The sequence below is a fragment of the Pontimicrobium sp. MEBiC06410 genome, assembly GCF_053601615.1.
On sequence record NZ_JBSHNT010000157.1, the window covers coordinates 134,774 to 148,957 of the forward strand.

General features: G+C 31.0%; 13 protein-coding genes. All 13 read right to left on the reverse strand.

Annotated elements, in window-relative coordinates; translation table 11 throughout:
* The gene (locus ACVC08_RS12770) at window positions 1–1,152 is read right to left on the reverse strand and encodes a glycosyltransferase family 4 protein (RefSeq protein WP_452602292.1); all 1,152 of its coding nucleotides are present in this window, start codon (window positions 1,150–1,152) and stop codon (window positions 1–3) included.
* A gap of 27 nt (window positions 1,153–1,179) precedes the next feature.
* On the reverse strand, window positions 1,180–2,577 hold the full coding sequence (locus ACVC08_RS12775) for a CDP-glycerol glycerophosphotransferase family protein (protein ID WP_452602293.1): 1,398 nt from the start codon (window positions 2,575–2,577) through the stop codon (window positions 1,180–1,182).
* A 4-nt stretch (window positions 2,578–2,581) separates the two neighbouring features.
* Window positions 2,582–3,406: a polysaccharide pyruvyl transferase family protein gene (locus tag ACVC08_RS12780; protein ID WP_452602294.1), complete on the reverse strand. Its 825-nt coding sequence runs from the start codon at window positions 3,404–3,406 to the stop codon at window positions 2,582–2,584.
* Window positions 3,407–3,408: 2 nt separating this feature from the next.
* Window positions 3,409–4,284, reverse strand: coding sequence for an N-acetylneuraminate synthase family protein (locus ACVC08_RS12785; RefSeq protein WP_452602295.1), 876 nt, complete (start codon window positions 4,282–4,284; stop codon window positions 3,409–3,411).
* Between the two features lie 19 nt (window positions 4,285–4,303).
* A complete protein-coding gene (locus ACVC08_RS12790; protein WP_452602296.1) occupies window positions 4,304–5,458 on the reverse strand; it encodes a cytidylyltransferase domain-containing protein in 1,155 nt (384 codons plus the stop codon).
* Window positions 5,459–5,578: 120 nt separating this feature from the next.
* Window positions 5,579–6,739 carry a DegT/DnrJ/EryC1/StrS family aminotransferase gene (locus ACVC08_RS12795; RefSeq protein ID WP_452599998.1) on the reverse strand — a complete coding sequence of 387 codons (1,161 nt, stop codon included), beginning with the start codon at window positions 6,737–6,739 and terminating at the stop codon, window positions 5,579–5,581.
* Entirely contained in the window at window positions 6,732–7,664 is a 933-nt protein-coding gene (locus tag ACVC08_RS12800; RefSeq protein ID WP_452602297.1) for a GDP-L-fucose synthase family protein, read from the reverse strand. Before ACVC08_RS12800 ends, ACVC08_RS12795 begins: the two co-directional genes overlap by 8 nt.
* Window positions 7,665–8,735 carry a GDP-mannose 4,6-dehydratase gene (gmd, locus tag ACVC08_RS12805; protein ID WP_452602298.1) on the reverse strand — a complete coding sequence of 357 codons (1,071 nt, stop codon included), beginning with the start codon at window positions 8,733–8,735 and terminating at the stop codon, window positions 7,665–7,667.
* A gap of 59 nt (window positions 8,736–8,794) precedes the next feature.
* The gene (locus ACVC08_RS12810; RefSeq protein ID WP_452602299.1) at window positions 8,795–9,757 is read right to left on the reverse strand and encodes a glycosyltransferase family 10 domain-containing protein; all 963 of its coding nucleotides are present in this window, start codon (window positions 9,755–9,757) and stop codon (window positions 8,795–8,797) included.
* Between the two features lie 40 nt (window positions 9,758–9,797).
* On the reverse strand, window positions 9,798–10,949 hold the full coding sequence (locus ACVC08_RS12815; RefSeq protein ID WP_452602300.1) for a hypothetical protein: 1,152 nt from the start codon (window positions 10,947–10,949) through the stop codon (window positions 9,798–9,800).
* A gap of 4 nt (window positions 10,950–10,953) precedes the next feature.
* The gene (locus ACVC08_RS12820; protein WP_452602301.1) at window positions 10,954–12,063 is read right to left on the reverse strand and encodes a glycosyltransferase; all 1,110 of its coding nucleotides are present in this window, start codon (window positions 12,061–12,063) and stop codon (window positions 10,954–10,956) included.
* A gap of 25 nt (window positions 12,064–12,088) precedes the next feature.
* The gene (locus ACVC08_RS12825) at window positions 12,089–13,150 is read right to left on the reverse strand and encodes a glycosyltransferase family 2 protein (RefSeq protein WP_452602302.1); all 1,062 of its coding nucleotides are present in this window, start codon (window positions 13,148–13,150) and stop codon (window positions 12,089–12,091) included.
* Window positions 13,151–13,375: 225 nt separating this feature from the next.
* Window positions 13,376–14,182 carry a glycosyltransferase gene (locus ACVC08_RS12830; protein WP_452602303.1) on the reverse strand — a complete coding sequence of 269 codons (807 nt, stop codon included), beginning with the start codon at window positions 14,180–14,182 and terminating at the stop codon, window positions 13,376–13,378.
* Between the last annotated feature and the right edge of the window lie 2 nt (window positions 14,183–14,184).

A 14,184-nucleotide genomic window follows, 5' to 3' on the forward strand; every position in this document is an offset into this window, starting at 1 on the left:
CTAATAGTTTTTAATTATACTTTTATAATATGCTATATTTTGGTCTGCATTATTGTCTATGTTAAATGTAGATTCTACTTTTTGTCTTGCTGCTTTTCCTATCTTTAAACAAAGAGCTTCATCTTTTAATAATTTTATAATGCGTTTTGCATAGGTTTCTATGTTGGCTGGATGTACTAAGTAGCCATTAACTTCATCGTCTATTAATTCTTGTGCCCAACCTATACTTGTATTTACTACTGGTTTTTGCAACGCCATAGATTCTATGGTTACCATACCTAAAGTTTCGGCAAAGGATGGAAATGTGCATACATGAGCCTTTTTAATATGCTGTTTAACTTCAGAATAAGGTACTTTCCCTAAATAGTCTGCTTGTTTTTTAGCTTGTTTAGAGAATAACTTTTCTACTAGTGCGTATGTTGATGTGCTTCCCGTTTTTATATCTGGGGCATCTCCTCCTATTAAAATTAGTTGTGCTTTTGGGTTGTATTCTACAACTTTATTAAATATTTCTGCTAATTCTAAAACACCTTTTTTTCTAATAATAGTGCCTATATACAGTATTGTATTTTTATTATAGATTTCTGGTGTTCCATTTACAAAATGCTCTAATTGCAGTCCGTAGTGTATTGTTTTTATTTTGTTTTTATCTAAATTGAATAGTTTCTGAGTTTCTTCACCTGCATAAGTTGTTGGTGCAATATATGCTGTTGCCATTTTAAGCGCTTTCCTCTCAAAAATAAAGTTCTTGAATTTTTGTTTACGTCCATCTAGTTTACAGAAGTACGCATCGCTTCCATGAAAACGTATCACTAGAGGGACTTTAAAACGCATTAAAGCTGTTATACCCGTCCAATCTGGTGCTTCTAATAGGTCTATATTTTTTTCCTTTACAATTTTATTTACATAGTTTTGAATTAGCATACGATAGCGATACCACGTAAACCATTTAAATGCTTTTTTAGCTATTAAATGAATTTCTACGCCTTCTTCTACTAATACTGTATTTGCTTTTTGATGGTATACAAATACAGTTACATCTACTCCTTTTTTTACTAAAGTAATGGCTAAGTTTTTTATACTTGTAGCTATTCCTGCAGCGTGGGTTACTTTAGGGTGTGGATATTCGGATGTAATTAAACCAATTTTCATCTGTTTAGTCGTTTTACTTATAGTAAGTTATTTATTTAATATACTTTCTATTGTTTTCCAGATAGTTTTAGAGGCTTCTGTTGGTGCCTTTCCTGCTACAGTTTCAAACCATTTTAAGCCTTCTGATACATTAGATGTTTTGCCTTTTAAAATATTTTCTACTATACTTTCTAAATCTTTCTTATCTGTGCAAAATACTGCTGCATCTTGGCTAGGCATAGATCTAAAATGTACATATTTATAGTTTTGCCCTATGTCTCTAATACCTTTTTTAAGTTGTGGTTGCTCGTAATTATAATAAATACAGGGTTTGTTATGTGCAACAAAATCGAAAACTGTAGAGGAACATACATTTGTTACAAACTCACTGTGTTCGCAAACGTTATACAACATTTTAAAGTCTTCTTTTGCTGGTAACACTTGGTTCCACATATCTCCAACTTGTTTCCAAATAGGATCTATAACTTCTATAATATCTTTATTAGCTTCTATAACAGCGTTATATCTTGGAGTAAAATCTACAGGACACTTTCTATATATAATGCCTAAGTTTTCTCCTTTAGCATTTAAGTTTCTAACAGCATTTGCTAAATCTTCTAAATAATATTGATCTAAAGGTGATGTGGTTTCGTCATCTCCAGAATAGCATATATATTTTTTGTTCTCGTCTAAATTGTTTTCTTTAAAAAACTCTGTACGTGTTTGTTTTAAGCTTTCATCGAAATGTGGTTCAAACTGTGGTGTACCGGTTACAAATACTTGTTCAGGCTTTACAAATGGATAGTATTTTAAAACTTCTTCTTTCATTAAATCGCTCCAAACAAAATAGTAATCGGTTTCTACCACTTGCATCGCTTTTGGTACGTTATCCCAAGAGTACACAAATGCTACGGTAGGGATTCCTAAATCTTTTGCCGCTAATAATGCACTTATAGATTGTGTAGAACGTTGCGTAGTACAGAATACTAAATCTGGCTTGTGTTCTTCTAACTGCGCTTTACAATATTTGTATTTACTTGTAGAGCGTTCTAAATTGTTTATTCTTTTTCTAAGTTTAACGATTCCTTCTTCTGAAGAATATATCCCTATAAGTAGTTTTGTATAAAAGCTTTTAAGTTTATTTTTTATGCCCTTATAATTAAACGGAAATTTATAGGTTGGATATACTGGATCATTAAATTTATCTCTAGACACATTTAATTCTGCTCGTTTTCTAGCTCTTGTATATATTGGTAATAGTTTGTGTGTTGTATGGTCTTCTATTTTTACTTCATTAAACCCCAGATTATCTTTTAATGAAAATATAGTGTTGTTCCAGTAATGGATATCGAACCCCATTTGTTCTCCAATATCTTTAAAATCTGTAAAGGCGAAATTCCTTAATCCTACGCCATCTGGAAAGAAAACAAATACTTTTTTCTTCATCTACTTATTCGTTTTTAAATGGACATGCTTCCATTAATCCATCACATAATTCTGAAATAACATTTTCTTTTGGCAGTACATCTTTTCCTTTAAAAGCATTTTCTAGAGCTTCTATATTCATTTTTGAATCTAAAATTTCTGACTGATATGGTATTAATTTTACAGATTCGAAATAATCTCTATACTTTATATCGTCTCCAAAAACATCTCCAGAAAATTTTTGCCAAACTGCTGGTATATTATATGCATGAGATACAATAACGCCATGTAATGATGAAGATACTATTTTTTCACATTTTAAAAACTGATTTGTAGTCTCTTCTATACTGTTTGTCATTAGATCAATTAATAATACTGTATCGTCATTTTTATACCATTCGCTTACTTTTTTATAGTCTTTATAGTGTGGTATAATCCCTATTTTGTATTCTTTTTTAATATTTGGACTGTAATACCTTGGTAATAGCAATGCTGGATCTCCATATACTTCTGGAACACTATAGCCTTGTTCTATTAAATGCATTCGTGTTTGTGGCCCTCTAACTGCTAAGAATTTAGCTTTTTTAATGTTGTATTCTTTAGAAATTATTCCGCTTCCCCACACCACACATTTGTCGTTTACATTTGTTAGAATACTTCCTATGGTAACATAGATAGGGCTGAAAAAATTTTGAAACGAAAATGCCGATGGTTTAGTCCAAATAGCTTTTTTATTGGCTATTTTTTCTACAAGATATTTGCCTAAAAGGTCACCGTAATTTTCTTTGGTTTTTCCTTGAAGTTTCTTTTCATTCCACCAAAATAATCTAATGGTTTTTGATTGAAACATTATTAGCCTTTTTGGTTTTTTAATTTATCCCGCTGTACTTGCTCGATTGGTAAAATATCCTGACTCTTATATGCTAAAGCTTGGTGTACTGCATTTACATCTCTAGATAGTTTACGTAAGCCCATTGGCTCTAACGAAGCTGCATGGTCTGTTCCTTTCCAGGTACGATCTATTGTATAATGTCTTTCTATTATGTTAGCTCCTAATGTGTAAGCTGCAACATCTACTGCTATACCTAAGTGATGCCCTGAAAAACCTATATGCTTTACATCGTCTTTATATTTATCTATTAATAAATTAATATCTAATAAACATACGTCTTGAAATGGCACTGGATAACCTGATGTGCAATTATATAGTACCAAGTCTTTATTTCTATTATGTTTTTTGAATAGATTTACAAGATCTTCAATTTCATCTTTGGTTGTCATTCCTGTAGAAATATGAAGTTCTCCTTTATAGTTTTCGCACAACCATTCTAGCATGGCTACATTGTTATTACATGCCGATGGTATTTTTATAAACTCTGGGTTTAATGATGCTATTTCTTTTGCAGATGTTACATCCCAAACCGATGTTGAATAGGTTAATCCTATTTCTTCGCAATAGTTCTTTAATTCTCTATGCTGCTCAACATCAAACTCTAAAAATTCTCTATGTGCGCCATAAGTATCGCCATAAGAGTTCACTGGGTTTGGGTGCGGTTGGTTATATTGTTCTTCTGTTAATAGTTCTTTATTATGTCTTTTTTGAAACTTTACAGCATCGACATTACAGAATATTTTAGCTACTTTTATTAATTCTTTAGCGATTGACATTTCGCCTTTATGGTTACATCCAATTTCGGCAATGATATAAGGTTTTTTATACGCTTCCATCTCTATATTCTGTGTAAAATTAAAATCTTTTATTGTAATTCATTATAAATTGGCAGGCTTCTCTAATGGCTCCTGCTCCAGAATTTTTAGATAATACTATATCTGCATTCTGTTTTACTATGTCTGTTGCATTGTTTGGTGTTAATGACCAACCTACGCTACAAATATTGGTTAAATCGTTTACGTCGTCTCCTAAATAAGCAAAGTTGTTTATCGATAAATTCTTTTCTTGTAATATATTTTGAAGTAAACTGTACTTGTCTTTTACGCCTAAGTATACATTTTCTATTTTGAGTTTTTGCATACGTTTTGCGACTAATTCAGATTGTTCCGAAGTCATAACCATAACCTCAATATTAAATTGTCGCATAATCTCTAACCCCATACCGTCTCGCATATCGAAATTCTTGGTATGCTCTCCATCTTTTGTATAGGTTATTGTTCCATCTGTAAACACCCCATCTACATCTAAAACAACGTGTGTGATTTTCGCTGATTCTTTTGCTCTTTTTTGGCGTTCTATTAATAAGTGTTCTACGGCAATCCAATCGTTTTCTGAATCTATTTCTAGTAACGATTCTTCTGGCATTTTTACAACTGCAACTTTATTTCCTAATCTATTTTTAGTCTCTTGTAAAGCAGTTTTTGTTGTTGTATATACGGCTCCATTTTCTACTAATAAACCATTAAAATCTTGACGTCTTGGTCTTGCTTGCGGGTTATAATTTATTGGTGTTCCATCTGCATTCCATAAAAAACGATGTGTATTTACAACTGTTAATGCTGAATCGTAATCCTTTTCTAATTTACTTAAACAAGCATTTATATCGTCTCTTTTTGTAAATGGCGATGTCGCTTGTAGTAAACAAAAAGCATCAAAGTTATAGTTTATTTTATCACAAAACTCCAATATTGCAAATTCTGTAGATGCTGTATCTGTAGCGCTTTCATCGCTTCGTAATAATGCTTTTACTTTATTAGTCCAATGGTATTCTTTGGCTATAAAGTCTATAATATCTTGATCGTCTGTGTAGACATAAACTTCATCTAGGTTAGAAAATAATGCTTCTCCTAACACCCATGTATACAATGGTCTTCCAACCATTTTACGCTTGTTTTTATTGGGGATTCCTTTTGATCCTTTTCGCAAAGGGATAAAGCCTATTGTCTTCATTTAATTTTAGTCGTCAGTTATCTAATAATTCTGCTAAAATACATTTTTTAGCGACGAAATAGCTAAAAAACAGGATAAAAGGTAAAATTATTAAATATTGCTTTATGTTTACGTGCTCTTTTAGGACAGAATTTTATGCAAAAATTGTATTTGTTCTGTTAAAGGGATTTGATGGTTTCCTACAAACAAACCATGTTGATCTAAGTATTTTGCATTTTTCATTTCACCAAAAACCTCATAATTAAAGTACTTTAACACTTCGTTTTTAGTAAAATCTCCTGTTACTATTGGTCTGCAGTCGATATTATTTTGTGTTAATTTCTCAACTACTTCTTTTCTACTTACTTTAGATTCTGGTTTTATGATTAAGCTAAATCCAAACCAACTACTATTATCTGTGTTTTCTTGTATGTAAAAGTCTTTATGGTCTTTAAATAGCTCTTGAAATTGTTTAGCGTTTGCTCTTCTGTGTTTTAAAAAATCTGGCAGCTTTTTTAATTGTTGTACTCCTATCGCCCCACTCATTTCTACTGGCCTTACATTATATCCTGGCAAAACAAACCTGAAGGATTCTGTAAACCAATCGTCACTTTTATTAGCTACTTTATTCTCTTTGGGAAGGTGTCTTGTCCAACCGTGTGCTCTTAATGCTATTAAAACATGGTATAATTCTTCATCGTCTGTTGCTACCAAACCGCCTTCCATTGTTGCCATATGGTGAGAGAAGAATGTTGAGAATGTTCCCATTACTCCAAAGGTTCCTGCTTGTTTTCCTTTGTATTCTGCTCCCATAGATTCGCAGTTATCTTCTAACAGAATAATGTCTCTGGATCCTATAATAGTATTAATTGCATCAAAATCGTTAGGATTCCCTAGAAGGTTTACAGCAAATATCATTTTAGTATCTTCTGTAATGGCTTGTTCTAATTGCTCTAAGTCGAAATTTAATGTTTGTAAATCGACGTCTACAAATTTTAATTTTAATCCGTATTGGTATAATGGATAATAGGTTGTAGACCATGATACAGCTGGTACAATAACCTCATCTCCTCTTTTTAGTTTTGGGTTTTTGGTATAAAATAATGCTGCTACTGCTAATAGGTTAGCTGAAGATCCAGAATTTACCATGACACAATACTTAGAGTCTATAAATGATGCAAACTCGGTTTCAAACTGTTTTACGTGTTTGCCCATTGTATACATATCACTTGCTATTACAGTATTAATAGCTTCTATTTCTTTATCATCCCAAGTGGATGTCGCTAATGGATATTTAATCATTTAATACTTCTTTTTTATAGTAATCGTAGGTTTTGCTTAATCCTTCTACTAATGTTGTTTTTGCTTTCCAGCCAAAGGTATTTAATTTGGTATCGTCTATTAGTTTTTGCATCATACCTACTGGTTTTGTGGTATCGTGAGCAAATGTGCCTTTATAACCAATAACTTCGGCTATTTTTTCGTAATATTCGTTTATAGTATAATCGTAACCTAAGCCTACATTTATGTTTTGTGGCATAGTTTCAAAATGTTCTATTGCGTAGAAAATAAAATCGGCTACATCTTCTGCATACATAAATTCTCGTCTTGCTTCTCCTGTTCCCCAAATAGTTATTTGCTCCTCTCCATTTATCTTGGCTTCATCTATTTTTCTAATTACTGCTGGAACCATATGCGAATGCTGAGGAGAAAATTTATCGTATTTACCATATAGATTACATGGTATTACGGTTTTATATTGATAATAGTTATCTTCTTTATTAATATACTCACAAAGTCTAGTTGTTACTATTTTTGCTAATGCATAGCCTTCGTTTGTTGGTTCTAACTCTCCTTTTAAAATAAGTTCTTCTCCTAATGGGTTAACGGCTTCTCTAGGATACATACAAGAACTCGATAGATTTATAAAGTGTTTTACTTTATTGTCTTTGGCTGCTAATATTAAATTTTTTCCTATTTCCAGATTGGTTACCAGAAAATTAACTGGACGCGCTATATTATCTTGAATACCGCCTACTAAACCTGCTGCATGTATAATATAGTCTGGTTTATGTTTTTTAATGTAATTGTTTACGGCGTTATAATCTTCCAGATTTAGCGTACTCCTTGAAGGTGATAATATTGTATAGGGGTTAGTGATATTATTATTGTACTCGAGAATATTTTTCCCGACCATTCCTGTTCCGCCTGTTAATAGAATTGTCATTTATTTTGTATTAGATTTAAACCTTAATACGTAATCTAAATCGTGGCGTACCATTATTTTCACCAAGTCTTCAAAAGATGTTTTTTGAGGATTCCAACCTAATTTTTCTTTTGCTTTTGCAGGGTCTCCTAGTAGTGTTTCTACTTCTGCTAATCTGTAATAGTTAGGGTCTACTTCTATTAATGTTTTTCCTGTTTCTACACAAATTCCTTTTTCATTTTCGTTTTCTCCTTCCCATCGTAATGTTATGCCTGCTTCCTCAAATGCTAATTCACAGAAACGTCTAACGGTGTGTTGTACGCCTGTTCCTATTACATAGTCTTCTGGTTGGTCTTGTTGTAACATGAGCCACATACATTCTACAAAGTCTTTAGCATATCCCCAATCTCTTTTTGCATTTAGGTTTCCTAAATACAGTTTATCTTGAATGCCGTGTGCTATTCTTGCTGCTGCTAGTGTAATTTTACGGGTTACGAAGGTTTCTCCTCTTCTTTCAGATTCATGATTAAATAAAATTCCATTTACCGCATACATATCGTAAGATTCTCTGTAGTTTTTAGTTATCCAGAAGGCATATAGTTTTGCTACTCCGTATGGTGAACGTGGGTAAAATGGTGTTGTTTCTGTTTGGGGTATTTCTTGTACTTTACCGTATAACTCTGATGTTGAGGCTTGGTATATTCTCGTTTTTTTCTCTAAGCCACAGATTCTTATGGCTTCTAATAGCTTTAACGTTCCTACTCCGTCTGTTTCCGCAGTATATTCTGGCATATCGAAAGATACTTTTACATGCGATTGTGCTGCTAAATTGTATATTTCGTCTGGCTTGATTTCTTGTACTAATCGTATTAAATTAGAGCCATCTGTCATGTCGCCATAATGCAGTTTTATGTTTTGTTTTTCGTGTATATCTTTTAAAAGTGTATCTATATACAAATGTTCTATTCGCTCTGTATTAAAGGTAGAACTTCTTCTAATTATACCGTGTACTTCATATCCTTTCTCTAACAATAATTCTGCTAAATAGGAACCGTCTTGCCCATTTATTCCTGTAATTAAAGCTATTTTCATTTGTTTGTATTTTATTTAATGTACTATATATTGCTTTCAACAAAGAGGCAATATAATTTTTATTTTGTTTTATGTATTTTTTTTATTCTAGACACAATATTGTCTAGCATTTTTTGTCTTTCGCTAACACCAAATGCACTTCCTTTTTCACATATTGCATTATAAACTTTTATACAATTATTCATTCGCTCTATAAATGTTTCATTTGTCATTTGAGAAATGAATTCGAATAGGGCTTCTGGACTGTCAAATTTAGAATAATCTATAAAACTGTTTTCTGGAAATAATTCATATATGTTTGTATGCTTTCCGTAATAAATTGGTAAGCAATAATTTTCTATACTATCCCATATTTTTTCGGTTACATAGTTATAGGCTGCTGTATTTTCAAACGATAGATTAAAGTGATAATTATCTACTAGTTGTCTTTTTCGTTCTACCCAATTGCCTTCTCTGGAATCTTCTTTTGAGATTCCTTCTGGCCATCCTTTTCCATATACATCCATTGCATCTATTTCATGCCCTTTTAATGCTATTTCTGTTCTTAACTTTATTAAATCTATATTATCTCCATCTCTTATTAATGCTTCAGAGTTTAAGCCTTTATAAAAAGACATTAATGCCACGACTTTTTTAGATTTTAACTTAAAGTCCTGAGGTACTAATTTTAATTTATTTGTTATTAATCGACTACGAAACGTAACATTAGTAACAAAAACATCTTTTGTATAGACATTCATAATATGGCAATTAACCAAATTAAAGAATACTTTTATTTCACTACTAAAATGCGTATCAAACCTAGACTCTAACGTCCATATTAAAAACTTTTTGTTTCCAAAAACGCCTCTCCAAAAATGCTTTTTTAGGTGTTTATAATTTTGAGAGATAATAATATCTGCTTCTTTTATTTTATCTACTATTACAATATCGTTTTCATTTATAAAAGCTAAGTCTCCTTCTATGAAATCTTCAAATGGGGTATATTTAAAACTGGATGCTTTGTATAATTTTATACTCATATTCTTTGTATACTATTGTTTTCTTAACGTTTTAAGGCTTTTATTTTTTTATAAATCTAGATATTCTTTTTTTTAGTGTAGGAAAGGTATTGATTATATAGTGTTTTGGTTTGATCATATTTTTTTCCTCCAGTTTTAGATATAAATCTTTATTTATTTGATGTTTTTCTTTTGTATATAATAACTTGCCTATATAGGTGTCTTTGTATTTTTTATAGATTTCTATATTAAATACGTTTCTATAGTTTTCTAACTTACCTAATAGTTCTAGGGATAGTTGTGTTCGCATACATTTGTCACATTTAGAGCAATTTATCTTAGCATTGTCTGTATAGCTTGTACAGACATCTAGATAATTATATGATGGTTTGTAGTGGGCTACTATTTCTGTTCTCTCAAATCTATTATATTGTGCCATTGAGGAATAGAACTGAGTAGATTCCGTTTGTAAATAACCAATTAATAGATTATCCCAATCGCTGGTGTCATTTTTATTTAGTTTAAAATAGTCGAATCTAAATGCTGATGAGTAATAGTAAGTACTAATACCTTTTTGAAGGGCTAAAACACAAGATATATGATAGATACTGTGTAATTTTTGAAAATCGACGCCTACTAAATTATAGACATTGGTATCTAGTTTTAATAATGGTAATCCTACTTTTTGTACAAATTGCTCTACATTATTTAGTCTTTTCGCATAAAGTTTTTTTGCTATTTCACCTTGAAACTTTCCATGTGACCCTGCATTAAAATAGGTTAAGTAATTAACATCGTATTGTTTACGAGTATTAGTATGTGTTGCTATTGTTGAAAAGGAATCTATACCACAAGATATACCTGTTGCTATATTTTTGCCATTATTCAAGGTAGCTGTAGAGGTTGTTTCCGGGATTACTTTAATTTCATGGTATGCATTGTTAGATAAATGTAAGGCCTTTATTAAATAGTTATTTAATGTATAGTTTAGTTTAGAGGACAGTGTTCCTTTTACTATAATGTCTTCGTTATTTTTCATAGCCAATACTAACAATCCTACAACTGCGGCATCTAAGTTTTGGGTTGTTAACTGGTCTTTATATTGGCTTGGTATTTTATACCACAGTGTTTCTGTTTTGTTTTTGGTTTCAAAAACAGTTTCTAAATACGAAAACGAGTCGCGCTCTATTATTTTAGATTGATAGATAATCATACTACTAAGATATACTTTTGTATGCTTTTAATACCTTCTCCTTTATATTACTATAAGCTAAAGCTGGTTTTATTTTTGTTTGATTGTACTGAAATGCATGTGCCACTAGTTCTTTATTAATAATAGCTTGTTTTACAAGTTTCGCAATGTGTTCTACATCTGTAGGTTTTTCTATTAGTAAGCCATTTTTGTTATTTATAATAACATCTTCTGTTGCGCCTCCTGGATTAGATTGTATTGGGAAGGCTCCCATTATTACGGCTTCTAAAAGTGTATTTGGCATACCATCGGACATACTGTTTCCTATATAAATGTAGGCTCCTCCCATTAATTTTAAAATTTCTAAATGCGAAGATTGTGTTAGTACTGTTATGTTTAAATTTGCTTTTAAATTGGTTTGCTTTATATATGTTTTTACTTCTTCATGTGTTCCAAAAACTACTATTTTATAGATGCTTAATGGTTTTGCTAATGTTTTAAGTGCTTTTAATACTTCTATACATCTCCCTAATTCTCCTTGGTATCCTTTTACTAAAATAATGGCTCTATCTTCTACTTTTTGTACAAGATGATTGTTTTGGTCTTCTATTTTATATCCACCGCCGCCTGGAAACACACCTAAAAAACGGCCTTTAAATCCATTATTTTTTGCTATTTTAAAATCTCTATTACAGTCTGTAAATAAATAATCTACTTTAGATAATATACTATAAACTTCTGCCTTGTAGTTAGGTTTGTTTTTTGTGTTGTACAAGTCACTTCCCCACGCTGAATATACCCATTTTATCTGTGGGTTTTTATTCATAATATTTAAAATGGGTAAACATGATATTTGCAATACAAAACTATGTACAACATCTGGTTTTACTTCTTGTAATACTTTTTTGAAAGCGCTCTCTACATCGTTTTCTAAAATACTTTTATTTAATTTAGGGAAATTCTTTTTAATAAATGTCCTCCCTTTTAGTTTAGGAAATTTATGTCTCCAACCTTGAAAAGAGGTTACCCATTTTAAACTAGATACTTTTGCCCCATCTTTAATATCGAACCAAAAGATGTCATGCTCGCTATTTTCAAGCTGACTCACCCATCGCTGGAAATGGATTGAATTCATCGAGACCATTAAAATACGCATAGCATCACAATTTAATAATTAATGTTATAGTCTTTTTGACTTTGTTATATTGGTATTGATAGGCACTCGTTCTTAATTGATTAATAACACAGCTTAATATTATATTATTAATGTCTTCTAAATTTAAAAACGCTATTGTTTTTTTTCCTATTATTTTTTTAAGGGTTTCTTTTATAGATTTATAGGCTTCATGTTGTGTTATTGTTACTTTTAACACGCCTTGTTCTGTGAGTAGAATGGCGTTAATAAATGCTAAGACTTCTGCTTTTTTATTAGATATTGAGTAATCTTTTTCTATATTTTTTAACGTTTCATAATCACTGTCTTTATAAACACCCCAATTAAATTTGGTATTTGCTTTTACTTTTTTAGATTGTTCTACAAATACTAAATAACAGGCATTAATTTGTTCTAAATCCGAATGAAACGGTGCTAAATTATTTTTAGAACGGTATTGTTTTGGGTGCCATTGGTGTAGCATTAACACTTGATCTTTGTAAAAATTAACGGTATGCCCTGCATTTTTTAATCGGATATGCACGTCTGTGTCTTCGCTTCCCCAGCCATTATAAAACTCATCGTAACCATTAATAGACTTTAAAATAGCTGTTGAATACAATGTCATTCCAGTTGCTTCTTCTGTAGATTTGAAATTGATGGCATATTCTGAGAATTCTTGCTCTTTTTTAGATTCTTCTTCATTTAAAAATCCTACCTGAAAATAAGTAATGGCATCTTTTTTTATCGTTTTTAATGTTTCAACAAATTTTGAATGGTATATCATGTCTATATCCCCTACAAAAAAGTAATCTGTTGCACATTGTTTTAAAACGATATTGATGGCTCTAGATTTGCACCATAATTCTTGACTTGTATTACATTGTATTAATTCTATGAAAGAATAGTTTTTTACAAGTGTTTCTAATTCATTTCTATAATTAGCGACACTTCCATAGTCTACTAATACTACTTTAAATACTTTATTTGTTTGATTTTTTAAAGAATTTAAACAGTTTTCTACTAATCGTAAATCTCTATTTCTATATGTTAATACTAGTGTTATCAAATTAATTTATAAAATGTTCTAATTGTGTTTTTGTTAGACCTTTTTGTTTAAAAATAAGTTTCTTTATTGATTTTATTCTAAATAGTTTTTTAAATATCTTTTCAGAAAGGATATAGTTAAATCTCTTACTTTTTAATTCTTTGAGGTCTTTAAATGTACTGTATGTTTTCTGTTCTTCTTTTAAGCTATTAAATGCTTCTTCTATCCAATCTTCTAAGGTATTCCCTATGTGGTATAAGCATAATTATTATAGGTCGCTAATCTATAACCTCCATATTTAACTACTGGAGAGTCCATATAGATATGTTCGCTGTCTCCTCCTAATTTATATTTGCTTCCTTTTTTGGGTAATGTATTAAATACTTCTCGTTTATATGTTCCTACAAAATGTGCATTTCCTAAAACGGCTATTGTATTATTGTTGGCTTTTATAGTGGCTATAACGTCTTTAAATTTTAAATCTAACCTAGACCATCCAATACTATTTGCAAACCGCGTCATGGCTTCTTGGTTTTTTACTGGTCTAAATTGTAGTTTTTTTGAAAACAAATAACGTTTCCAAATATTACTGGTTAATCTTAAATGGGTTCTAAACACTGGAACGGGAGATACCATTCCTGCTTTAGGGAAGGTTTTAAATATATTTAATACTTCTTTTTCCCAGTCGTTTAAAAATAATACGTCTCCATCTGTAATGGTTATTAATCGTTCTTCGGCTGTTCGTAGTGCTTTTAAAATACTATTTATTTTACCAATGCTTTCTGTTTCTATTATTAACTCATTAATGTAACCTTTATTTAAAAGTCCTTGTAATCTTGTGTTTACAGATTTGCAGCTTCCGTTACTTATTACTGATATTTTTAAAGGGGATATTGCTGTTTTCTGAACAGAAAACAAACACATTTTAAAAATTTCATAAGCCTCTTTGTAGTAATCGTTTTCGTTTGGAATGTATAATGGAATAACGACACGATGCTGGCAGGATTCAAGATGTATTATTTGCTCTTTGGATGTATTCTGTCCTTTACGCATGT